Source organism: Rhizobium sp. BR 250, assembly GCF_047445855.1.
GTDB classification, from domain to species: Bacteria; Pseudomonadota; Alphaproteobacteria; order Rhizobiales; family Rhizobiaceae; genus Agrobacterium; species Agrobacterium tumefaciens_I.
In genome coordinates, this window is sequence record NZ_JARWKW010000013.1 from 86,517 (window position 1) to 108,417 (window position 21,901).

At 59.3% G+C, this 21,901-nt stretch carries 19 protein-coding genes and 1 pseudogene; 8 read left to right on the forward strand and 12 right to left on the reverse strand.

The genetic code is table 11. The annotated features are described in order from the left end of the window. The first annotated feature begins 108 nt into the window (after window positions 1-108). Window positions 109-1,014: a nitrogen assimilation transcriptional regulator NAC gene (nac, locus tag QD336_RS19835; RefSeq protein WP_269344702.1), complete on the forward strand. Its 906-nt coding sequence runs from the start codon at window positions 109-111 to the stop codon at window positions 1,012-1,014. Window positions 1,015-1,061: 47 nt separating this feature from the next. On the opposite strand, the gene QD336_RS19840 is transcribed toward nac, so the two are convergent. From QD336_RS19840 to QD336_RS19880, 9 genes are all read right to left on the reverse strand, one after another. Next, the gene (locus tag QD336_RS19840; RefSeq protein WP_499171869.1) at window positions 1,062-2,267 is read right to left on the reverse strand and encodes a pyridoxal phosphate-dependent aminotransferase; all 1,206 of its coding nucleotides are present in this window, start codon (window positions 2,265-2,267) and stop codon (window positions 1,062-1,064) included. Window positions 2,268-2,312: 45 nt separating this feature from the next. Further along, the gene (locus tag QD336_RS19845; RefSeq protein ID WP_499171870.1) at window positions 2,313-3,080 is read right to left on the reverse strand and encodes a 5-oxoprolinase subunit PxpA; all 768 of its coding nucleotides are present in this window, start codon (window positions 3,078-3,080) and stop codon (window positions 2,313-2,315) included. 30 nt (window positions 3,081-3,110) lie between these two features. After that, on the reverse strand, window positions 3,111-4,106 hold the full coding sequence (locus QD336_RS19850) for a 5-oxoprolinase subunit C family protein (RefSeq protein WP_499171872.1): 996 nt from the start codon (window positions 4,104-4,106) through the stop codon (window positions 3,111-3,113). After that, window positions 4,103-4,810, reverse strand: coding sequence for a 5-oxoprolinase subunit PxpB (gene pxpB, locus QD336_RS19855; protein ID WP_499171873.1), 708 nt, complete (start codon window positions 4,808-4,810; stop codon window positions 4,103-4,105). Before pxpB ends, QD336_RS19850 begins: the two co-directional genes overlap by 4 nt. Further along, a complete protein-coding gene (locus tag QD336_RS19860; RefSeq protein ID WP_499171874.1) occupies window positions 4,807-5,235 on the reverse strand; it encodes an acetyl-CoA carboxylase in 429 nt (142 codons plus the stop codon). The genes pxpB and QD336_RS19860 overlap by 4 nt, the downstream gene beginning before the upstream one ends. Continuing rightward, entirely contained in the window at window positions 5,232-6,623 is a 1,392-nt protein-coding gene (accC, locus tag QD336_RS19865) for an acetyl-CoA carboxylase biotin carboxylase subunit (RefSeq protein ID WP_499171875.1), read from the reverse strand. Before accC ends, QD336_RS19860 begins: the two co-directional genes overlap by 4 nt. Beyond that, window positions 6,623-7,066 carry an acetyl-CoA carboxylase biotin carboxyl carrier protein gene (locus QD336_RS19870; RefSeq protein ID WP_499171876.1) on the reverse strand — a complete coding sequence of 148 codons (444 nt, stop codon included), beginning with the start codon at window positions 7,064-7,066 and terminating at the stop codon, window positions 6,623-6,625. The genes accC and QD336_RS19870 overlap by 1 nt, the downstream gene beginning before the upstream one ends. Window positions 7,067-7,296: 230 nt before the next feature. Continuing rightward, window positions 7,297-8,325: an LLM class flavin-dependent oxidoreductase gene (locus QD336_RS19875; protein WP_499171877.1), complete on the reverse strand. Its 1,029-nt coding sequence runs from the start codon at window positions 8,323-8,325 to the stop codon at window positions 7,297-7,299. 165 nt (window positions 8,326-8,490) lie between these two features. Continuing rightward, window positions 8,491-9,036, reverse strand: a complete 546-nt coding sequence (locus QD336_RS19880; protein ID WP_499171878.1) for a MarR family winged helix-turn-helix transcriptional regulator — start codon at window positions 9,034-9,036, stop codon at window positions 8,491-8,493. A gap of 149 nt (window positions 9,037-9,185) precedes the next feature. Here QD336_RS19880 and QD336_RS19885 point away from each other — a divergent pair, with 149 nt between their 5' ends. From QD336_RS19885 to QD336_RS19895, 3 genes are read left to right on the forward strand one after another with little or no spacing between them, the layout of a single operon-like run. Continuing rightward, window positions 9,186-9,521, forward strand: a complete 336-nt coding sequence (locus tag QD336_RS19885; protein ID WP_269344692.1) for a cupin domain-containing protein — start codon at window positions 9,186-9,188, stop codon at window positions 9,519-9,521. Between the two features lie 27 nt (window positions 9,522-9,548). Beyond that, window positions 9,549-9,953, forward strand: coding sequence for a VOC family protein (locus tag QD336_RS19890; RefSeq protein ID WP_269344691.1), 405 nt, complete (start codon window positions 9,549-9,551; stop codon window positions 9,951-9,953). A gap of 40 nt (window positions 9,954-9,993) precedes the next feature. After that, complete coding sequence (locus tag QD336_RS19895; protein ID WP_499171880.1) at window positions 9,994-11,358, forward strand: S41 family peptidase; 1,365 nt, start codon at window positions 9,994-9,996, stop codon at window positions 11,356-11,358. Between the two features lie 59 nt (window positions 11,359-11,417). Here QD336_RS19895 and QD336_RS19900 read toward each other — a convergent pair whose 3' ends face one another. The 3 genes from QD336_RS19900 to QD336_RS19910 form a co-directional block, all read right to left on the reverse strand. Next, window positions 11,418-12,248 (reverse strand): SDR family NAD(P)-dependent oxidoreductase, encoded by an 831-nt coding sequence (locus QD336_RS19900; RefSeq protein ID WP_499171881.1) that lies wholly within the window; start codon window positions 12,246-12,248, stop codon window positions 11,418-11,420. A 134-nt stretch (window positions 12,249-12,382) separates the two neighbouring features. Then, window positions 12,383-15,487 (reverse strand): efflux RND transporter permease subunit, encoded by a 3,105-nt coding sequence (locus tag QD336_RS19905; RefSeq protein ID WP_499171882.1) that lies wholly within the window; start codon window positions 15,485-15,487, stop codon window positions 12,383-12,385. After that, on the reverse strand, window positions 15,484-16,599 hold the full coding sequence (locus QD336_RS19910) for an efflux RND transporter periplasmic adaptor subunit (protein WP_499171883.1): 1,116 nt from the start codon (window positions 16,597-16,599) through the stop codon (window positions 15,484-15,486). Before QD336_RS19910 ends, QD336_RS19905 begins: the two co-directional genes overlap by 4 nt. A 98-nt stretch (window positions 16,600-16,697) precedes the next feature. On the opposite strand from QD336_RS19910, the gene QD336_RS19915 reads away from it, so the two are divergent. The 4 genes and pseudogenes from QD336_RS19915 (at window position 16,698) to QD336_RS19930 (ending at window position 21,899) form a co-directional block, all read left to right on the forward strand. After that, window positions 16,698-17,276, forward strand: a complete 579-nt coding sequence (locus QD336_RS19915) for a TetR/AcrR family transcriptional regulator (protein WP_499171884.1) — start codon at window positions 16,698-16,700, stop codon at window positions 17,274-17,276. 60 nt (window positions 17,277-17,336) lie between these two features. After that, window positions 17,337-18,604 (forward strand): annotated as a pseudogene (fabF, locus tag QD336_RS19920) (beta-ketoacyl-ACP synthase II). A 63-nt stretch (window positions 18,605-18,667) separates the two neighbouring features. After that, window positions 18,668-19,738 (forward strand): cell division protein FtsZ, encoded by a 1,071-nt coding sequence (ftsZ, locus tag QD336_RS19925; protein ID WP_499171885.1) that lies wholly within the window; start codon window positions 18,668-18,670, stop codon window positions 19,736-19,738. Window positions 19,739-20,303: 565 nt separating this feature from the next. Beyond that, window positions 20,304-21,899, forward strand: coding sequence for a peptide ABC transporter substrate-binding protein (locus tag QD336_RS19930; RefSeq protein ID WP_499171886.1), 1,596 nt, complete (start codon window positions 20,304-20,306; stop codon window positions 21,897-21,899). Window positions 21,900-21,901 lie beyond the last annotated feature (2 nt).

Below are 21,901 nucleotides of genomic sequence, written 5' to 3' on the forward strand. Positions count from 1 at the left end.
AATCCGCTTCGCACAGGTTTGCGGACAATTCCGGTTCCCGGTTCGCATTGCAAAACGGGGGCGACCTTGTAGATTTGCCGCAGCACAACCGAAATCGTCATCATCGCAATGGATATCAGACGTCTCAAATCCTTCATCGTCATCGTGGATAGCGGCAGCATCACGCGTGCGGCCGATATTCTGCACCTTGCCCAGCCGGCGCTGAGCCAGCAGCTGGCCGCGCTCGAAGAGCATTTCGGTCAGAAACTGCTGATTCGCAGCCAGCAGGGCGTGACGATGACGGATGCGGGACATGCGGTTTACCGCCATGCGCAAATCATCCTGCGGCAGATGGAACAGGCGCAGGTCGATGCCGCAGCGGCGGGCAATTCGCTTGCGGGACGTGTTTCGGTCGGGCTGGTGCCTTTCAGCAGTGCCGCCACGCTCTCCGTCGAGCTGCTGGCGGAGACGCGAAAACGGCATCCGGGCATTTTGATCCACCTGACGGAAAGTGTCGGACAGACCTACAGCCAGATGATCATGAACGGCCGTCTGGAAATGGCGTTGATTCACGGCGTCGGCCCGATCAAGGGCGTGCGCTTCGAGCCTGTCCTCAGTGAAGAATTCTATCTTGTCGCCCACCGCGATTTCGCAATCGAAGCGGATATGAAACCTGTGCCCATCGGTGCACTGGACGGGCTGCCGATGCTGCTGCCGCCGAGCTACAATTTCGTGCGCCGCGCGGTGGACACCGCATTTACGCGCAGCCGGATCAATCTCAAGGTCGTTGCGGAAGTCGAGATCGTCAGGACGCTGGCCCGCGCCGTCGCAAGCGGCCTTGGTGCCACTATCATGCCAAAGGCGATAGCCGACCGTATCGTCTCGGAAACAAGCGAACCGCTCGTCTGCCGGCTTCTGTCGCCGCGCATAGAAGAGACATTGTCCCTCTGCACATCCGATCAGAACTCCCTGTCCGAGCCGGCTTTTGCCGTGAAGGACATTCTTGTGGAACTGACCGAGAAGCTGAAACTGTAAACATCTCCCGGTCTCGTCACACCGGACCGGGAGATATGTTGCATCAATCAGCGCATGTCCTGACAAAACTGGGCGATACGCGCGCATCCTTCGCGCAGCATCTCCGTGCTGGTGGCATAGGAAAGGCGGAAATAGGGGCTCATGCCATAGGCGGCACCCTGCACCGTGGCGACGTGATGCTCATCCACCAGCGCCATGACGAAATCGACGTCGCTTTCTATCTTGCGTCCGCCCTTGGTGGTTTTGCCAATGAGGCCGGAAATATTCGGATAGATGTAGAAGGCACCCTCCGGCTTGTGGCAACGCAGGCCGTCGATCTCGGCCAACTGGCCAAGGACGAAGTCGCGCCGCTCCCGATAGATGGCGGCTCTTTCCGCCAGCAGATCCTGTGGGCCATCCAGTGCGGCAATGGCTGCCGCCTGTGTGACGGTGGTGATGCCGCCGCCATTCTGGCCGTTGACATTGCTGATGGCGGCAATGAGTTCCTTCGAGCCACTGGCGCAATAACCAAGCCGCCAGCCCGTCATGGCATAGGCTTTGGACACACCGTTCATGGTTAGCACGCGGTCGTAAAGCCGCGGCTCCACATCGGCGATCGTGCCGAATTCGAAGCCGTCATAAACGAGATGTTCGTAAATATCGTCGGTCAATATCCACACATGGGGATGACGCAGCATGACCTCGGCAATCGCCGCCATCTCTTTCCGCGAGCAGGCTGCACCGGTCGGATTGCTGGGGAAATTCAGGAAAAGCCATTTGGTACGCGGCGTGATCGCCGCCTCGAGATCTTCCGCACGCAACTTGAAACCGGCCTGCTCGAAGCAGGGCACAGGCACCGGAACGCCACCGGCAAATTTGACGATATCGGCATAGCTGACCCATGACGGCGCGGGGATGACCACCTCGTCACCCGGATTGCAGGTGGCCAGCATGGCATTAAAGATCACCTGCTTGCCGCCGGCTGAGACGACGATCTGGCTGGCATCATAGGTCAGGTTGTTGTCGCGCTTGAATTTCCGGCTGATCGCGGCTTTCATCGCCACCGTTCCATCCATCGGCGGATATTTCGTTTCACCATTCAGCGCCGCGGCATGCGCGGCTTCGATGGCATGGGCGGGGGTTGGAAAATCCGGCTCGCCGGAGGAAAGGCTCACGACCTTGATCCCCTTCGCGGCCAGTTCCCTGGCACGCTGGGTCATGGCGGCGGAAGCGGAGATGGAAACATTTTTCAGGCGATCGGCGGTGGAAGGCATCTGGGTAATCTTTCGATGAGATGGAAACAACAGACAGCGACCCGGTCAGGCCGCAAGTTCGGCCGCAGGCGCAAGAGTGGCGCCGGAAGCCTCGATTTCACTGCGGATGATGCGTGCAAGCTCCAGAGAACCGGGCGTATCGCTGTGGACGAGGATCGAGCGCGCAGGCATGGCGATGATCGTGCCATCGATGGCCTCGACCTGACCATCCGTCAGGAACCGTCGAACCCGCGCACGCACCGACGCCTCGTCCTTGACCAATGCACCGGGCAATCCCCGCGCCACGAGCTTGCCGTCGGCATCATAGGCACGATCCGCCAGAAACAGTGCCAGCGTCTTGAGGCCGGCGCGTTTCGCCGCCCTTTCGATTTCACTTTCGGGCGTAACGAACACCACGAGCCCCGGATCGACGGTAGCAATTGCGTTCATCATCAGACCGGCCAGTGCGGGAACGCGATTGACCATATTGCCCATCGCGGCGTGAAAGCTGAAATGGCCGACCTTCATGCCCTCGGCCCCGGCAATCGCCATCAGTGCGCCGAGCTGGTAAAGCATCTGCTGGCGCAACTCGTCGGGCTGGAACGGTATTTCCCGCCGTCCGAAACCGGCGCGGTCCGGCAATCCCGGATGGGCGCCGATGCCGACACCATTGGCTTTCGCCAGACGCACCATGCGGACCATCGTGTCAGGATCGCCGCCGTGAAAACCACAGGCAATGTTGGCGGATGACACGATCTTCATCATCGCCTCGTCATCGCACAACCGGTAAGGACCGAAACCCTCGCCCATATCGGAATTCAGATCGATCTTCATCACATTCTCCTTCGATCCGTTCACCTGCCGTCAGGCCATTGCCCTCAGCGCCCGCTTGACCATCCGTGATGTCTGCCGAACATCCTCGACATAGGCGGCAACCACCTGTTCGACGGCTCGCGCTTCCGCATGGGTGGAGCGCACGAATTGCAACCGGCTACCGATCCGCGCCTGACCAAGCCGCCACAGATCGCATTCGATCACGCCGGCAACCTTGGGATATCCACCCGCCGTGTTGGCGTCACTCATCTGAATGATCGGCTCTCCCCCCGGCGGCACCTGAACCACACCCGGAACGACCCCGTGGGAGCGCATTTCAATTGTCTCCGTCGGCTTGATCGGCTCCCCGGACAAACGATAGCCGGTGCGGTCGCTGCGGGATGAAATGCGCCATGTCTGGTTCCAGAAAGCCTCGCCATCGGACGCAAACAACCCATGTTCGCCAGCCGGTATCGCGCGGATCTGCAAGACACCTTCATCTGCCGGAGCAAACACGTCACGCAGGGCAATGGCAGGTTCGATAACGGCAATACCGCTTGCCGGCAGCGGCAGCGCATCCGGGACCACACCGATCTTCAGCCTGTCGCCGTTGACAAGAGGCCGCCCGGCATTGCCGCCAAACCCGCCGCGCAGCGCCGTGCTCCGCGACCCCATCAGCACCGGAACATCCACACCGCCTGCAAGAGCGATATAGGCGCGGGCAAGGCGCGGCGGCTGTCTCAGTTCCAGAACCTGACCTTCGGCCGCCGCATGGGTGCACCATGGAAGCAACTCCCTGCCATCCAGCAACACCTGGCCATCTGCCCCCGTGACCGCGAAGGCCGCACGGGCTTCAAACCGCATTTTGAACGGAAAGGTCTGGACCTCGACAACGGCGGCATCGTCGGCATTGCCGAGAAGGATATTACCGATTTTGACGGCGAGCGGGTCCATGGCGCCACCGGCGGAGACGCCGATGTCGCGATAACCCGGACGTCCGAGATCCTGCACCGTGTTGAAGGGGCCTGCTTCGATGATCTCGATCATAGCTCGATCCTCGCCGGCACGAACCGCACGATATCGCCGGGCGCCATCAGGGCAGGCACCGAAGATGCCGGGTCGAACATCTGCAGTTCGGCATGACCGAGGGAATTCCAGCCATTCGGGCCCGTCAGCATCGCCACACCGGTCTGCATACCGCCAATGGTCACGCAGCCCTTTTCCATCCGGATGGATGGCACCGTTTTTCTGGGCATGTAAATCCGGGGATCGAGACCGTGCAGATAACCGAAACCGGGGGCGCTGCCCAATGCGAAGACACGATAGGTCGCCTCATGATGCAGGCGCACCACCTCACGGTCACTCAGCCCGGAAAAATCGCAGATGGCGGCAAGATCGGTCGCGTATTCCCCACCATAATGCACCGGGATTTCGATGGTTTTGCCGGCCAGATCCACGCTCCGGGCGCTGTTCCATGCATCCAGCAACCGCCCCACGACACTGTCGGGGTCATCGGGCGTTTCCTTGAAGATCGTCAGAAGATTGGTCATGCCGGGGATGATTTCCGCAACATCCGGCCAGTTGCCGATCGTTTGCGACAAGGCCCAGATCCAGCGTTGTGCGGGCAGATCGAATTCGCCGGGCGCTTCGAGCAGGAAGGAACGGGAGCCGATGAAGGAAATACGTGCCTCTCCCTTGGCGAGGGGCAGGATGTCATGCAGCGGCGCAAGAATATTCGGCGTGGCAATCATGATTGAGGCTCGATTTCGAACAGGGGGTCGCCGAACCCGACCAGCGCATCCGGCTCCGCAAGCCGCCTCTTCACGACGCCGGGACGGCCGGAGGATACGGGAAGCAGAACCGAGCCGATGCGGATGAAGCCGAGAATATCGGCACTGGTAACAGCGCGCGGGAGATGACCGGTCTCAGCCAATGCCGAAGGATGAGAGGAACAGAAACGGCCCGCCATCGGTGCCTTGACAATCACCGTCGCCGCAGCGGTTTCAGCTGTTGAGGTTTTCACCACCAAAGCCGCCTGCGCACTGTTGCCCGTGGAGACGACGAGGCGCAAATGACCCTTGGGCGTTGAGATTTCAATTCCGTCCACACCCGCCGCCGTCAGGGCTTCGGTCAGGGCCGCGATGGTGGCGGTATCGGCGAGGTCGAGCGTAGTCATGCCACCCTCCGTTGCTTGAGCCATGTCTCCAGATAATGAATGTCCGTTTCACCCCGCGCAAAGGCATCGTCATCGAAGAGAGCGCGCAGGAACGGCAGATTGGTCGAAATGCCATCAATCGACGTCTCGGCAAGTGCCCCGCGCATCTTCGCCATAGCCTCGCTGCGGGTTGGCGCGTGGACGATCAGCTTGGCGATCAGGGAATCGTAATAGGGAGAAACCCGGTAGCCTTCATGGATATGGGTATCGACACGAATACCCTGCCCCTGGGGCAAAGAAAGGCCCGTCACCACACCGGCGGAAGGCAGAAAACTCTGCGGATCTTCGGCGTTGATGCGGCATTCGAAAGCATGGCCTTCGCATCCCACATCCTGTTGGCGCAGATCCAGTTCTTCCCCCTGCGCCGCCCTGATCTGCGCCTGGACGATATCGATCCCGCTGGTCATTTCAGTGACCGGATGCTCGACCTGCAGACGCGTATTCATCTCGATGAAATAGAAGGACCCATTCTCATAGAGGAATTCGAAGGTTCCGACGCCACGATAACCGATCTGCTGGCAGGCCTCGACGCAGGCGTGTCCGACAGATCGGATCACATCCGTCGAGATGCCGGGCGCCGGCGCCTCCTCCACCACCTTCTGGTGGCGGCGCTGCATCGAACAATCGCGATGCCCCAGCCAAACCGCATGTCCGTGAGTATCGCACAGGACCTGTATTTCGATATGCCGTGGATGCTGGAGGAATTTCTCCATGTAGAGTGCCGGCGAACCGAAGGCCTGACGAGCTTCCTCGCGTGTCGTGGCAATCGCCTCATGCAGGGAAGCGGCATCCGGCACCACCCGCATACCCCGGCCGCCGCCACCGCCGGCAGCCTTCACGATGACGGGATAACCGATATCCTGCGCAATGCTTTCGACGGCAGCCGGGTCATCCGGCAATGCCGTATCCGGGCCCGGAACACAGGGCACACCCGCGGCAATCATCGCCCGTTTCGCAGCGATCTTGTCGCCCATCGTCGCAATCGATGAGGCATCCGGCCCGATGAAAACAAGGCCGGCTTTTTCGATCGCCTCGGAAAAGGCGGCATTTTCGGACAGAAACCCGTAACCGGGATGGATCGCCCCGGCGGAGGTCAGCCGCGCGGCAAGCAGGATGGCATCCCTGTTGAGATAACTTTTGCCTGCGCTGGAAGGGCCGATGCAAAGAAAATTGTCGGCAGTCTGGACATAAGATGCCTGCCTGTCCGCTTCGGAGCATATTGCGACGGTTTTTAACCCGAGCTCGCGGCAGGCGCGCTGAATTCTCGCTGCTATTTCACCCCTGTTCGCAATCAGAACCGTATCGAAACGCTTTTCGGCGGGTGTCGTATTTTTGAAGATCTCCACCATCACACGATCTCCGCCAGCACATCGCCCGTCTCGACCTCGCCGCCATCGACATCCGTCAAATATGCAATTCGGCCCGCATGCGGCGCGGCAATGGTGTTGAAGACCTTCATCGCCTCGATGATGAAGAGGGTCTGCCCCTCTTCAACGCGATCACCGGCATTGACGAATGGCTGCTGACCCGGAGCGGGTGAACGATGCAAAACACCAAAAACCGGCGCCTTGACGGTGAAGGTCGAACTCGCGCCCACGGGGGAAGATGCGCCATCAGCAGGAGAAGCCGGCCCGGCGATCTCACCTTCGGCCGATTTCGTGTCGACACTGGTTGCGGCCTGACCAACGGTTCGGAAAATCCGGACCGTCACTTTTTTTTCCGCAACCGTCAGCTCCGTGACATTCGTCCGTCCAACGAAATCGATCAGCGTTTTTATCTTCGGCAGGTCCATGGCACACTCGGTATTTCGCAGAGCCTTTCGCAACCGTCATTCAAACGATGCGTGGCTGCCTACCTGCGTACACGATAGCCAGTACGATGGGGTCAAACGAACTTTTAATGGACCAAGGTCTTTGGGGGGCATCCCACCCGATGCTCTGCCAAAATTTCCGCCCACGGAGACCGTAGCGGGCTCTTTCAGACCGCAGCACGGCTACGAATAGCTTTCGGGAATAAACAGGATTAGTGGCCGCCTGCCACTTTCAAAACAGGCCGCCGATCGGCCAGTTGCGGCACGATACGGGCAAAGTCCTCGATAATCTGCCGGTAGTCTTCTGCCTCAAATTCATAAGGCAATTCGAGGCGGAATTCCGAAACGAGCGGCAGGACCGGGTCCTGCGCCAATGTTCTGACGATCTCCTCCGCCGTTCCGACGATATCCGGCAGGAAAAGCGTACGGCGTGGCCCGTGCGCCGTTTGCGTGCGTCCGTTTCGCCCTGCAACGAATTCGGCGTAGCGGCGGCGTGTCGCCGGGCTTGCGCTGTCGGTTGGCAGGATCACGCGGCCAAGAGCAACGCGCGGTGTATGGGCATGGGCCCATTCCTGCCGGAAACGGTTTATCAACGCACTTTGCGCCGTATGGAAATCGTCGGTGTTCTCACCGCTGACAATATTACCCGTCAGAAGATTGAAGCCCGCCTGCCCGGCCCAGCGGGCGGAATTCTGCGAGCCGCCGCCATACCACAGGCGATCGGTCAATCCCTTTGCAACGGGACGAATGCGCGGCAGTTGAACCCCGGCGGCATTGCCGGCTTCCGTCTCGCTTGACAGGGGTTCCGATCTCAATGCTCGCGCCAGCTTCTCCGCCCGGCCGTGGCTATAGTCCGCTTCCGGCGCAAGATCGGTATAATCCCGGATCAGATGCGCGAAGGGAGGTACGCCGACGGAAACCCCGACATTAAGCCGGCCGCGCGAAAGCACGTCAACCGTTGCAAGATCTTCGGCCAGGCGAAACGGATTTTCATAACCGAGCTGGATAACCGCCGTACCAAGACCGATGGTTTTTGTCCGCTGGGAAGCCGCCGCCAGAAACGTCGCTGCCGAAGAGACGCCCCGCTCGAGATGCCGCTGGCGTATCCAGGCGCTGTGATAACCAAGTTCCTCGCCCCGCTCGAAAAGCTGCAAGGTTCTCTCCAGTCCCGCGAATGGATCGTCATCATCGTAATTGCCGGGGATCAGAAACGAAAAATGGGTGATGTGGGAAAGTGGCATGATCGCCGTCCAATGAAAAAGTGCGGATTTTCATGGAGGATGCATGATGGGAGGCCGCTTTTGCACGGCACGATCTTTTATTGTGCAGGCGATTGTTGAAAGATCGTTGCCCGATTTTATAATCTACTAAAAATATAGATTACTCGACCCGACCAAACTCGCTGACTACAACCGGGCATCGATAGCCAATACCAGCTTTTTCAGCAGCGCGGCGAGGTTGGCGCGCTCCTTCGGACTGAGGCCCTGCAGAAAACCCAGCTCATTCGCCATGTCTTCGCGAAACGCCTTTTCCGCCAGCTCGATGCCGGCCGGCAGGAGGCACACAATAACACTGCGCCCATCCAGCTTCGATTTTCTGCGCTCGATAAGGCCAGACTTTTCCAATCGATCAAGCCGATGCGTCAGACCGCCCGACGAGAGCATCAGCGTCGTGTACATTTCCGTCGGCGTCAGTTGGTAAGGCGGCCCTGCCCGGCGCAAAGTCGCGACGACATCGAACTCCCCTCGGTCAAGGCCGAAGCGGGCAAAGGTTGCCTCGATGGACGGCGCCACAAGATTACTGAGCCGTTTGGCCCTGCCGAAAATGGCCATGGGTTCCGTATCGATATCCGGCACTTCCCGCGCCCACTGGCCACGGAGACGGTCGACATGATCTTCCCCGTCAGCTTCGATCGGCCCCTGCGCCGTCACGTCCGGCCTCGCCTGCTTCATTTCACCACCCCATCACCAATCTGGAAAACCATATACGGCTTCGCCCGCCCCGTGAATATATCTTTGCGAGAAGACACATATCTTGACAGGAAGATAAATCGGAAATATATCTTCTCGCGAAGATAATTCTGCCTCAGGGAGGAGATCAGATGTTTTCAATCCGTCGCCATCAGGAACCGAAACCGGGCGAGAGCCGGACGGTACGTTACGAAGGGTGCGAATACGGAAGCGCCGTGTCCATCTTTCTCGTCAATGTCGATCCGGGTCGCGGCCCTGATCTGCATGTCCACCCCTATGCCGAGACCTGGGTCGTGCGCAAAGGCGAGGCCGAGTTTACCATCGGCGAGCATCGGATGCGCGGCTCGTCGGGGGATATCGTCGTGGGGCCTGCCAATATCCCCCATCGCTTCGAGAATATCGGCACTGACCCGCTGGAAGTCATCTGCATCCATCCGAGTGAGATCTTCCAGCAGACTTTCCTGTAACCCCGTTTAAACATGAGGAGAAAGACAATGGCCAAGACGATTTTCCTGAACCTGCCGGTGAAAGATCTGGCTGCTTCGACCGCCTTCTACCAGGCTATCGGTTGTGTGAAGAACGAAGAGTTCTCAAATGAGGACGCAAGCTCGATGGTGTGGTCGGACACAATCACGTTCCAGCTTCTTCAGCACGACTATTATAAGTCCTTCACTGCCAAGCCGATCGCCGATGCCCATGCGACAAACGGCATGCTGATCGCCCTTTCGCGTGACAGCCGCGAAGAGGTCGATGCCATGGTTGAGGCCGCGGCAAAAGCGGGCGGTCAAGCGGATGTGCGAGAGCCGCAGGATCTGGGCTTCATGTATCTTCGGACCTTCGCCGACCCCGATGGCCACGTCTTCGAGCCCGCCTACATGGATTTGAGCAACCATAACTGACGTCATCATTTGCGGGCGTGCGAGATAAAGGGTTGACGCCATGGGAAGTACCTCACATCGTAACCTTGTCCCTTGCCTTCTCGCAATCCTGCTTTTGCCCCTGACAGGCCATGCCGGCGAGATTCCGCTGACGCCCCGGCAGATGCGGGAAGATCTGTCGGTGCTGAAGCAGCAATGGGCTCCGCTGGATAAAAGCTTCAGCCCGGATCAACGGCAAGCATTCGAGCGTCACGTTACGTCCATCGAAAGCACGATCGGGCAACTGACCGCCGAAGCCTTCGCGATGGAGATCATGCGATCCGTGGCGATCGCCCGAAACGGGCATACGAATGCCAATATCGGCGCTTTTCTGGGCGGCGATCTGCCCATTCGTATGTGGTGGTTTGCCGATGGCCTGTACGTTGTAAAGGCCCATCCGGATTATGCCCGCCTGCTCGGAGCGCGTGTGGAAAAGATCGGCTCCTTGACCGCAGCGGAGGCCGAAAAACGGCTCAAGCCCTATCTTGCCGGAACGGATCAGAGAATCCGCTTCCTCGGCCCCGGTTATCTGGTGACGCCCCGGGTGCTCCAGCACATAGGCGTCATCGACAGCACCACAAAAACCCCGCTGACGCTCGATCTCGGGCACGGCACCCTGGAAACGGTGTATTTACCGATTGGAGGGGAAGACCCGGGCGACGAGCGCAGGATGGGGCTGAACAGGGGTTATTCTGTCCTCATTCCGGATGCGGACGAGGTGGCAGGGCGCTGGCCGCATGTGCTCGACCCGTTAAAGACAAGACCTCGCCTGTATACCAGGCGGGGCGATGTGACCGCGTCCTTTCTGGATGACGGCAAGACCACGCTCTACATCAGAAACGATACGGCCCGCAGTATCGACGACACGTCACTGGTCGAAAAATTCGCCGGCATCATCCACAGGGACATCCTGCCTTTCCAACCGGGACACATCGTTGTCGATCTTCGTCTCAACAATGGCGGTGACTTCTTCAACAGCATTCTCTTCGCACAGGCCCTGCCCCGGCTCCTGCCCGACCGAGGGCGGATTTCCGTTCTCGTGGGACGCGCGACCTTCTCCGCAGGTATCGTCACCGCCGCCCTGATAAAGGGAAGCGGCGGCGAGAAGGTATCCCTGATCGGCGAAAGAATGGGAGATGGCGGTCAATTCTGGGCAGAAGGCGATAAGATAACATTGCCGAACTCAAGGATAAGCGTCCGCTACAGTTCCGAATTCGAGGATTACGAGCAAGGGTGCAACGATGTCCGCACATGTTACTGGGCAACCGTCGCATTTGGCTCCCGCAATATCTCTCTTGCACCCGACATCCCTGTCGATCTCAGCTTCAGCGACTATGTGAGCGGCCGGGATCCGGTGCTGGAAAAGGCATTGGAGCTTGAACGCTAGGCCTGATCAACACCGGCTTCCCAAACAACTGACAATGCGGTCCGCCGCATTTTCCGCTTCTACGGCGCCATTACTTTTCGCATCGAAGCCCGCTGCATTGAGCGTGGCGTCAGACGATTTGAAAACGCAACGATGTTGTTCATGAAGCCGGCAATAACAGACGCCTTTCCTTTCGACAGGGCTTGAAGTCCGGCCTCTGCGACGGGACGGGGTTTCATGGTGAGCAGGCGCAGCATCGGTGAGGCCTGGGCACCCGCAGCCGCATCAAATCCTGTTTCCGTGTGTCCCGGGCAAAGGCTGGTGACAACCACGCCCTGCGTGCGAAGTTCGTCGTGCAAAGCTTCACCGAAAGACAGCACGTAAGATTTGGTCGCTGCATAGGCAGCATAGGTAGGAACAGGCTGGAAAGCCAATAGACTGGCGATCAGAAGAATCTCACCCGATCCCCGGGCCGCCATGTCCCGGCCGAAAACATAACTCAGTTCGGTGAGCGCCGTGATATTGAGCTGAATCATATCGGTGGTGCGCTCGATCGGGGTTTCCAGAAACTCCCCCTGCAGCCCGTATCCGGCATTGTTCACCAGAATGTCGATCTGTATCGCCTTCTCGTCCAGGCTGTCTTTCAAGCGGGCCGAGGCTCCGGGTGCGGCAAGGTCAATTGGCTCGACAAGAATGTCGACGCCATGTTTTCGGCGAAGGTCGTCGGCAAGTTTTTCCATCGGCTCCTTGCGCCGGGCCGCAAGCACGAGGTTAACCTTCTGCGCCGCCAGCAATTCGGCAAATTCGACCCCGAGGCCGCTCGATGCGCCTGTGATGAGGGCCCGCCTTCCGACGGAAGCATCCGACCTTTGAGTGACGGCGATCTTTCTCGCATCGTCTATGTGCTGCATCTGTTTTTCCTTTACAATCCTTAGATGAGGTTCACGCGATTGCCATCCCTGGGAGCATGATCGGCCCGGACATCGCGCGGTCGGTTGATTGGTGCCCTTTGCGGCGAGGTGCCGCCGCGAAGGGCACTGAGGCACTACTCGGCAGCGAGTGAGTGCTGATAGTCTTCGACTGCCGCCGGCGATGCTTCGCTACGAGGCGGCTTGATCCGGAACCACGCCGCATAGAGAGCGGGCAGGAAGAGCAGGATGATGAGCGTGCCCACCGCCGTTCCACCGATAAGCGTGTAAGCCATCGAACCCCAGAAAACCGAATGCGTCAGGGGAATGAAGGCGAGGACCGCGGCAAGCGCCGTCAGGATGACCGGCCTCGTTCTTTGCACGGTCGCTTCAATCACGGCGTGATAATCATCAAGACCTGCCGCCTTGTTCTCCTTGATCTGCTCCGTCAGGATCAACGTATTGCGCATGAGGATACCTGCGAGCCCGATGAGACCCAGAATGGCGTTGAAGCCAAAGGGTTGATTGAAGAGAATGAGCGTCGGTACCACCCCCGCCAGTCCAAGGGGAGCCGTCAGCATGACCATTGTCATGGTGGACAGGCTGCGAACCTGCAGGATGATCACGATCAAGGTCGCGGCGATCATCAGCGGGAACACTTTCACCAGGGCGTTATTGGCCTTGATCGACTCCTCGATGTTTCCGCCCATCTCGATGCTGTAACCTGCGGGCAGCGAGGCGATCAGCGGTTGAAGAGCGTTCATGACCTGCTGCGACACTTCCGGTGGCTGTGTCGCCTCGTTGATGTCGGACCGGACCGTTATTACCGGTGTCCTGTCGCGCCGTTTCAGGATGGGCTCTTCGAACCTGACTTCCGTATGACCGATCTGATCGAGCGGAATGGCTCTTCCATCTCTGCTGATGAGCGAGAAATCCGCAAGCCGCGAGGGATCCAGGCGTATTTCACCCGCACTTCTGGCGACGACAGGAACGTTCCGGATGTTTTCCCGCACCTGCGTGATTGGAACACCGCTCAGCAGAAGCTGGATTTGCTGTGCGGCTTCCGCGGGTGAGAGACCGATAAGGTTCAGGCGGTCCTGATCCGGAACGAACCGGACGACAGGCGTCCTGTTTCCCCAATCACGGTTGGCATTCCTCACATCCGGAACGGTGTTCATGACGGCAAGGGCCTGCTCCGAAATCCTGTATAACTCGTCCGGGTCGGGTCCCTTGACGCGGAACTCGACCGGGAAAGGCGTGTAAGGACCGAAAACCAGTTGCGTCACGCGGACGAAGGCCTCGGGCGCGAGGCCATTGGCAATCTCCTGACGAAGACGGTGCTTCAGTTCCTCTCGTTGATGGGCATCCGACGTGAGGACGACGATCTTTGCGAATGCGGGGTCGGGCAGCTCCGGCGACATGGCAAAAAAGAAACGTGGGGCACCCTGACCGATATAGCTGGTCGCGATCCTGGTTTCCGGCTGCGCCTTCAGCCAGTTCTCGATTTTTTCAACGGTCGCCGTCGTCGTTTCGATGCTGGCTCCTTCCGGCATCCGGACTTCGACCAGAACCTCCGGGCGATCGGACGTCGGGAAGAACTGTTGTTTCACCGCACCCATGCCGACAATGGAGAGCGCCATGGCGATACCCACGAAACCGCAGGTCAGGAACTTGTGTTTGACGGCAAACTCGATCGCGCCGCGCAGACGCCGGTAGTTCGGCGTATCGTAAATCGCATGATGGCCGCCCGCGACCGGCTTGATCTCCGGCAGCATCTTCACCCCGAGATAGGGCGTGAAGATGACGGCGACAAACCAGGAAACAATCAGTGCGAAACCGACGATCCAGAAGATATTGCCCGCATATTCACCGGCAGCGGAACTCGCAAAACCAACCGGCATCAGGCCGATGATGGTCACAAGCGTACCCGACAGCATCGGCGCCGCCGTGTGGCTCCAGGCATAGGCGGCCGCCTTGATGCGGTCCATGCCCTCTTCCATCTTAACGACCATCACCTCGATGGCGATGATCGCGTCATCGACAAGCAGGCCAAGCGCCAGGATCAATGCACCAAGCGTGATGCGGTCGAAAAAGCGCCCTGTCTCGAGCATGATGATGAAGACGACCGCAAGGGTCAGCGGAACGGCCAGAGCCACAACGATGCCCACCCGCCAGCCGAGCGCAATGAGGCTGACGAAGAGCACGACGCCGAGGGCCATGGCGAACTTCACCATGAATTCACCCACCGCCGCATCAATGTTGACGGCCTGATCGCTGACCTTGGTCAGCGTTATGCCAAGGGGCAATGACTGTGCGATCCGGCCGGAGCGCTCCTCGAGTGCCTTGCCAAGCTCCAGACCATTCCAGCCCTGCTGCATGACCACACCGAGCATGATGGCCGGCTCGCCGTCATGACGGATGACATAGCTTGCCGGCTCCTGATATCCGCGACGGACATCTGCAATATCCGACAGTTTGAGAACGCGGCCGGAAGCGACGATCGGGGTGTCGGCGATCGACTGGACGCTGTCATAGGCGCCATCGAACCTGATGAACACCTGCGGACCCTGCGTATCGATCGATCCGGCGGGCGTTACCGTGTTGCGCCGCTGGAGGGCAGCGGCAATGTCCTGCGGCGAGACGCCGAGTGTCGTGAGCTTTTCATAGGAAAACTCCACGAAAATCTGTTCGGGCTGCTCCCCGAGAATATTGATCTTCTTCACGCCGGGAACATGGAGCATGTCCTGCCTGATCTTTTCGGCTTCCCTGACCAGATCGCGCATCGGCATGCCTTTTGCCTTCAGGGCATAAAGGCCGAAGCTGACGTCGGAATATTCGTCGTTGACGAAAGGTCCAAGGACACTCTGCGGAAGGTTTCTCGCCTCATCGCCGAGCTTCTTTCGCGCCTGATAAAATTCTTCCCCGACGACATTCGGGGGCGTGTTGTCCTTCAGGGTAACAGTCAGAAAAGCGTATCCGGGGCGAGTGGTCGTCTCCACCCTGTCATACCAGGCCAGTTCCTGGATTCGCTTTTCGAGCGGCTCTGCCACCAGATCCTGCATTTCGCGTGCGGTGGCGCCCGGCCAGACGGTCGTCACGGTCAAGGTCTTGATCGTAAAGGACGGATCTTCGGCGCGTCCCAGCTTCACGAAAGCATATATGCCGGCCAGGGCCAAAAGGACGATGAAAAACAGGGTGACGGCCCGTTCGCGGACGGCAAGGGCGGAGAGATTGAGGTTCATTGATTTGCCGCCTGTGCTTTTTCTGCAGTCGTGCGCACGCTCGCGCCGTCTTTCAGGAGATGCGCACCCAGTGCAACCACCACTTCGCCGGCCCTGACGTTGGTAACGACCGCCTTTTCTTCACTCATCCGCTCGACACGCACGTCGCGGAATTTCACGACAGAGGACTGCCGATCGATCACCCAGACCCCGGTGCGCGTGCCATCGTCGAGAAGGGCGCCGATTGGAATCTCAGCGTGATCCTGAGCGTCCTGATTGGTGATCTCGATGGTAACGGTCGCCCCAAGCGGAGCGGCAGCGGCGGAGCCTTCCAGTACCCATCTGGTTTCATAGGTGCGGGTCTGCTGGTCCGCGGAGTCGGCAATCTGGCGCAGTACGGCATTTTCCTTGCCGCCTCGGCCATAAACCAATGCGAAGGCCTTGGCCCCGATCTCCGGCCGCAGCGTCTCGGGAAGCCATATGACCGCTTCGCGCGGGCCTGCTTTTGCAAGCCTCACCACCGGTTGCCCCGCCGAAACCACCTGACCAGGTTCGCCGAGCGTCTCAACAATCGTTCCATCGGCATCCGCCACCAGAACGGCATAGGCTGCTTCGTTTTCGGCAACCTCCGCGTCGGCTTGAGCCGCCGCCAATTGCGCTTTTGCCGTATCGAGCGCGGCTTTCGCCTGCTCATATCGCTGCGGCGACGCGGCCATCCCGTTCCTGACGAGGGAGCTGTAGCGACGCTCATCGGCCTGCGCCTGATTGAAAGTAGCCTGAGCGGCTGCAACCGCATTTCTTTTTGCCGTTAATGCAAGACGCAGATCCGTGGCATCGAGGCCCATCAATGGCTGGCCTGCTCTCACCTGTTCCCCGACTTCGACAAAGCGTTCGACAATCTTGCCCGGGACGCGGAAGCCCAGATTGCTCTGTACGCGCGCGGCGATCGTCCCCGTGAAGCTGCGGCTGGCGTTTCCCGGGATGCTCGCGGTCGCCAGATTGACAAGCGGCGCGGCAGTTCGCGGATCTGCGGCCTCAGCATCGAGCGCCTTCGACGGCAACAGCACGCTAATGGCGGCACCGCCCGCCAGGGCCACCACTGCCGCCGCAGTGAAAATCAGTTTGCGTTTCATCTCATAGACCCCTTCTTGACGGCCTGAATGGAAATATTAGATTGCATCTTAAATCTAAATGCATTATAGATGTCAATCGAAATCTAAAGGAGCCAACGATGAGAGTAAGCAGAGCCCAGGCCGAGGCGAACCGTGAGACAGTCATCAATGTCGCCAGCAGGCTGTTTCGCCAGCATGGTTTCGACGGAATTGGCCTGAAGGACCTGATGAAGGGCGCCGGGCTGACGCAGGGCGGTTTTTACAAACAGTTCCAGTCGAAGGACGACCTCGCAGCGCAGGCCTCCCGGCGGGCGCTCGAAAGCGCCACGCGGAGATGGTCGGCCGCTGCGGCCAGACATCCGGATCCGCTGATGGCGGTTGTCGACTTCTACCTGTCATCGGATCATCGAGGCGAGATCGCCGATGGGTGCCCGCTGGTCGCGCTTGGCGCGGATGCGGCGCGACAGAGCGACGAGGTAAAAAAGCCTTTCGAAGACGGCATCAAGGCGCATCTTCAGGTTCTCCGGGAAATGCTGCCGGCGGGTGCCCGGCCGGAGCAGGAAGCCATGGCTTTGCTGTCTCTCATGGTTGGCGCGGTGACCTTGTCCCGTGTCGTGGCGGACAAAAAACTCTCCGACGGTTTTCTGGATGCTGCCCGCGCACATGTGTCGGAAATGGTGTCGTCACCGAAGGATTGAACCGGTCGGTTGCTGGCATCGCCAGAAACGCGACATATCGAACAGTAGAATGGAAGCATAATGCGCCGTATCGTTGTTACAGGCATGGGAGCGGTCAGCCCGCTCGGTGCCGGCGTCGAGAACTCCTGGACGAACCTGCTGGCCGGAAAATCGGGGATCCGCAGGCTGGGCGACGACATCGTCGGGGACCTTCCTGCAAAGGCGGGAGGCGCGGTGCCCTCGCTGGAAGAGGAGCCCGATGCGGGCTTCAGCCCTGACCGGTATGTTGCACACAAGGACCAACGAAAGGTCGATCGATTTATTCTCTTTGCCATTGCCGCGGCAGACGAGGCGCTCGCCCAGGCTGGTTGGAAGCCTGTGTCGGAGGAGGATCGCGTCAGGACTGCGACAATCATTGCCTCCGGCATCGGCGGCTTTCCGGCGATAACCGATGCGGTGCGAACCGTCGATCAGAAGGGACCACGTCGCCTCTCTCCTTTCACCATTCCCTCTTTCCTTGTTAACCTCGCTGCCGGCCAGGTTTCGATCCGGCACGGCCTTAAAGGCCCGCTTGGCGCCCCGGTAACGGCATGTGCAGCCGGCGTCCAGGCAATCGGTGATGCAGCGCGGATGATCCGCGCCGGTGAGGCAGACATTGCCGTCTGCGGCGGAACGGAGGCCTGCATCAACGTCGTCAGCCTCGGCGGCTTCGCCGCAGCCCGGGCGCTCTCGACCGGTTTCAACGACGTTCCCGCCCAGGCATCGCGTCCATTCGACATGATGAGGGATGGTTTTGTCATGGGCGAAGGTGCCGGAATTCTGGTGATCGAATCCCTAGCCATGCACTCGCGCGTGGGGCGACACCTCTGGCGGAACTGGTGGGCTATGGAACATCGGCCGACGCTTACCACATCACCTCAGGTCCGGAGGATGGCTCAGGCGCCGCAAGGGCAATGCAATCGGCAATTGACCAGGCGAGGGTTCGCCCGGAAGACATACAGCATCTCAATGCCCATACCACATCGACGCCCGCCGGCGACCGGGGTGAGATAGAGGCAATCAAAAAGGTTTTCGGCACAGGCGGACGGATCGCGGTCAGCGGAACGAAGTCTGCGACCGGGCACCTTCTCGGTGCGGCCGGAGGACTGGAAGCAATATTCACGATCCTCGCCCTTCGTGACCAGATGGCTCCGCCAACGCTTAATCTCAACACGCCGGACCCGGCAGCGGACGGGATAGATATCGTGGCCAACAGGTCGAGATCACTTTCGATGGAATACGCCATCACGAACGGTTTCGGCTTCGGGGGCGTGAACGCCAGCGCCATTTTCCGCCGCTGGATCCCCTGAAATTTCGCGGGACCACGACATCGGCGCGGCAGGAGTGCTGCAAACCACAGCGATCAATGCATAATGGAGACAAACGTGGTGCCGTTGATTTCAAAGGCCGCATGGACGCCAAAGATTTCAGTCGTCGGTCTCGGTGGAGGTGGCGGAAACGCCGTCAACAACATGATCGCGCGTCACCTCTGCGGCGTGGAGTTCATTGCAGCCAATACGGACGCGCAGGCGCTTTCGGCCTCGAAAGCCGATCATGTCGTCCAGCTCGGGCTTCAAGCCACCGGAGGTCTTGGGGCAGGTTCCCTTCCCGAGATTGGCCGAATAGCCGCCGAAGAATCCATCGAGGCGCTGATGACCCATCTATCGGGCACACAGATGTGTTTCCTGACAGCGGGTATGGGTGGCGGAACTGGCACCGGCGCAGCTCCGGTCGTTGCGGCGGCGGCACGCGCCGCCGGCATGCTCACGATTGCGGTCGTTACGGAACCCTTTCGCTTCGAAGGAAATCACCGTGCCCGGCAGGCGAGGATCGGTATCGATCAATTGATAGAGGTGGCGGATACCGTGATCGTGGTTCCCAACCAGGAACTCCTTCAAATTTCCAATGCCCAAACGCCCCTGAAACAGGCATTCTCCCTCGCTGACGACGTGCTCCACTCCGGCATCAGCGCCGTCGTCGATCTGATCGGCAATGATGGCTTGATCAATCTCGACTTTGCAGACGTCCGGTCGGTGACGAGAAACATGGGCCGCGGCGTCATGGCCACAGGAGAGGCAGCCGGCCCCGCGCGGGCCGCCACCGCTGCCCGCGCAGCCGTGCACAATCCGCTGTTCGGCAGTGCCTCCCTGCGCGGCGCCGGGGGTGTTCTGGTTTCACTGGCAGCAGGCCGCGACCTTACGCTTTTTGAAGTCGACGAGGCAGCAAGCGTTATCCGCGATGAAGTCGACGCCGGCGCCGAGATCGTTCTGGGCGCGACCTTTGACGAAGGTCTTGGCCCGAATCTCCGTGTTTCGATCATCGCGACCGGCCTGCGCCCGCCAGCGGAGATCATCCATCTTGCTGACCGCGTTCACGGTATAATGATACCTCACGCTCAGGACCTTGCGGCCGAAAGGCACCTCAACCCCGGCAATGAAGGGTAGGACCATGATAAAGCGCTTGTTGCAAAAATGGCGCCAATGGGAAGACGCCTTCCTGGGAGCGGACGATCTTCAGGGCGAGGAAATATCAAACCTCGAAAGGCGAATTCGTCACCTGGAGGAAGACATGGATGTGCTTCACAGACAGGGCAACCAAGCCCGCCCTGGAGACACGACGATATATCGTTCTTGATACCGGAATATCGCGAGCTCTCGAGAGGATTCGAACCCTCGCCCCCGCCTGTCCAGCCAGGTGCCGACAGCTGGCGATTACGAGCTTGTGGATTAGTGCGTACCGGGACGGATCAGGGATGACGACCTGAAGGCCGCTTCGATGGAGCGGAATTTTCCCCGGCGAGCCCACAAAGAATAAGCCGAAAAAGCGTAAGGAATCCGCATTGGCGCCACTGAAGGGTTGGCATCTTTGCCGTGAGACATGTTGTCGCCGGATACCTCAACCGACGTGAAAGTCGCAGTTTCCACATGAATTCACAATTTATTGTGGTTGCGCTTCGGAGCAATATCGCCTTGTTTGTAGACTCAAAAATCTTCATGGGGAGAGAAAACAATGTCGATAACAACAACAACTCGCGCCGCCCTGCTGGTAGGATCGCTTCTGATCGGGGCCAGTCCCGCGCTTGCAGAAACAGTTCTGCACCGCGGCAATGCAGGCGAGCCGCAGACGCTTGATCAGGCACAGACCTCGATCAACATCGAAGAATTCATCCTGAAAGACCTTTATGAAGGTCTCACCGTTTACGATGCTGCCGGCAAGATCGTTCCCGGCACGGCAGAAAGCTGGACCCTGTCTGAGGACGGCACCGTCTACACCTTCAAACTGCGCGCGGATGCGAAGTGGTCGGATGGCACTCCGGTAACGGCGGGAGATTTTGTTTTCTCTTACCGGCGCGTCGAAGACCCGAAGACCGCTGCAAAATATGCAAACATCCTTTACCCGATCAAGAACGCCGAGAAGATCAACAAGGGCGAAACGCCGGTTGACCAGCTTGGCGTCAAGGCGGTGGATGACAAGACCCTTGAGATCACACTCGAGCGCCCGACACCTTTCATCCTCGAGCTCCTTGCGCACCAGACGGCTCTGCCAATCTCGAAGGCGAGCTACGAAAAGAACGGCGCCAACTTCGTAAAGCCGGGCGTCATGGTCTCGAACGGTGCTTACAAGCTCGAAACGCATGTTCCCAATGACAGTCTGACGGTCGTCAAGAACACCAATTTCTGGGATGCATCAAACACCAAGATCGACAAGGTCATCTTTTACCCGATCGACGACCAGGCCGCATCCGTTCGTCGTTTCGAAGCAAAGGAAATGGACCTCGCCTACAATTTTTCCGCGGACCAGATAGACCGCCTGCGCAAGTCCTATGGCGAGCAGGTTCACGTTTCGCCGACACTTGCGACCTATTATTACACCTTCGATACCCGCGAAGCGCCGTATAACGACGTCCGTGTCCGTCAGGCGCTCTCCATGGCAGTGGACCGTGATTTCCTCGCCAAGGAAATCTATAGCGGCTCCCAGATTCCGGCCTACTCCATGGTTCCCCCGGGCATGGATTCCTATGGAGAACCGGCAAAGGCCGATTTTGCCACGCAGTCGCAGCTTGATCGTGAAGACGAAGCGCTCAAGCTCATGAAGGACGCCGGTTACGGTGAGGGCGGCAAGCCGCTTGCCATCGAAATCCGTTACAACACCAACCCGAACCATGAACGTGTCGCGACGGCTATCGCCGACATGTGGAAGAACACCTTTGGCGCAAAGGTGTCGCTGGTGAACCTCGACGTCGCCTCGCACTATGGCTACCTGCAGGAAGGCGGCAAATTCAACGTCGCGCGTGCTGGCTGGGTTGCCGACTATGCGGATGCGGAAAACTTCCTTGCCCTTTCGGTATCCTCCAACAAGACCTTCAACTATTCCAAGTTCAACAATGCGGAATATGACGCGCTGATGCAGAAGTCCTATGACGAAAAGGACCCTGCGGCACGCTCCAAGCTGCTGCATGAGGCAGAAACCATCCTCATGAAGGAACAGCCGATCGCCCCGCTTCTGACGCAGGCCGATCTCTGGCTGGTTTCCAGCCGCGTCAAGGGTTGGGTCGACAATGCTGCCAACGAACACCTCAGCCGCTTCCTGAGCGTTTCCGAATAAGC

Bases quoted from the DNA above. Each gene is read 5' to 3' on its own strand.
- nac (WP_269344702.1), top strand. From the start codon at position 109: ATGGATATCAGACGTCTCAAATCCTTCATCGTCATCGTGGATAGCGGC.
- QD336_RS19840 (WP_499171869.1), bottom strand. From the start codon at position 2,267: ATGCCTTCCACCGCCGATCGCCTGAAAAATGTTTCCATCTCCGCTTCC.
- QD336_RS19845 (WP_499171870.1), bottom strand. From the start codon at position 3,080: ATGAAGATCGATCTGAATTCCGATATGGGCGAGGGTTTCGGTCCTTAC.
- QD336_RS19850 (WP_499171872.1), bottom strand. From the start codon at position 4,106: ATGATCGAGATCATCGAAGCAGGCCCCTTCAACACGGTGCAGGATCTC.
- pxpB (WP_499171873.1), bottom strand. From the start codon at position 4,810: ATGATTGCCACGCCGAATATTCTTGCGCCGCTGCATGACATCCTGCCC.
- QD336_RS19860 (WP_499171874.1), bottom strand. From the start codon at position 5,235: ATGACTACGCTCGACCTCGCCGATACCGCCACCATCGCGGCCCTGACC.
- accC (WP_499171875.1), bottom strand. From the start codon at position 6,623: ATGGTGGAGATCTTCAAAAATACGACACCCGCCGAAAAGCGTTTCGAT.
- QD336_RS19870 (WP_499171876.1), bottom strand. From the start codon at position 7,066: ATGGACCTGCCGAAGATAAAAACGCTGATCGATTTCGTTGGACGGACG.
- QD336_RS19875 (WP_499171877.1), bottom strand. From the start codon at position 8,325: ATGCCACTTTCCCACATCACCCATTTTTCGTTTCTGATCCCCGGCAAT.
- QD336_RS19880 (WP_499171878.1), bottom strand. From the start codon at position 9,036: ATGAAGCAGGCGAGGCCGGACGTGACGGCGCAGGGGCCGATCGAAGCT.
- QD336_RS19885 (WP_269344692.1), top strand. From the start codon at position 9,186: ATGTTTTCAATCCGTCGCCATCAGGAACCGAAACCGGGCGAGAGCCGG.
- QD336_RS19890 (WP_269344691.1), top strand. From the start codon at position 9,549: ATGGCCAAGACGATTTTCCTGAACCTGCCGGTGAAAGATCTGGCTGCT.
- QD336_RS19895 (WP_499171880.1), top strand. From the start codon at position 9,994: ATGGGAAGTACCTCACATCGTAACCTTGTCCCTTGCCTTCTCGCAATC.
- QD336_RS19900 (WP_499171881.1), bottom strand. From the start codon at position 12,248: ATGCAGCACATAGACGATGCGAGAAAGATCGCCGTCACTCAAAGGTCG.
- QD336_RS19905 (WP_499171882.1), bottom strand. From the start codon at position 15,487: ATGAACCTCAATCTCTCCGCCCTTGCCGTCCGCGAACGGGCCGTCACC.
- QD336_RS19910 (WP_499171883.1), bottom strand. From the start codon at position 16,599: ATGAAACGCAAACTGATTTTCACTGCGGCGGCAGTGGTGGCCCTGGCG.
- QD336_RS19915 (WP_499171884.1), top strand. From the start codon at position 16,698: ATGAGAGTAAGCAGAGCCCAGGCCGAGGCGAACCGTGAGACAGTCATC.
- ftsZ (WP_499171885.1), top strand. From the start codon at position 18,668: ATGGAGACAAACGTGGTGCCGTTGATTTCAAAGGCCGCATGGACGCCA.
- QD336_RS19930 (WP_499171886.1), top strand. From the start codon at position 20,304: ATGTCGATAACAACAACAACTCGCGCCGCCCTGCTGGTAGGATCGCTT.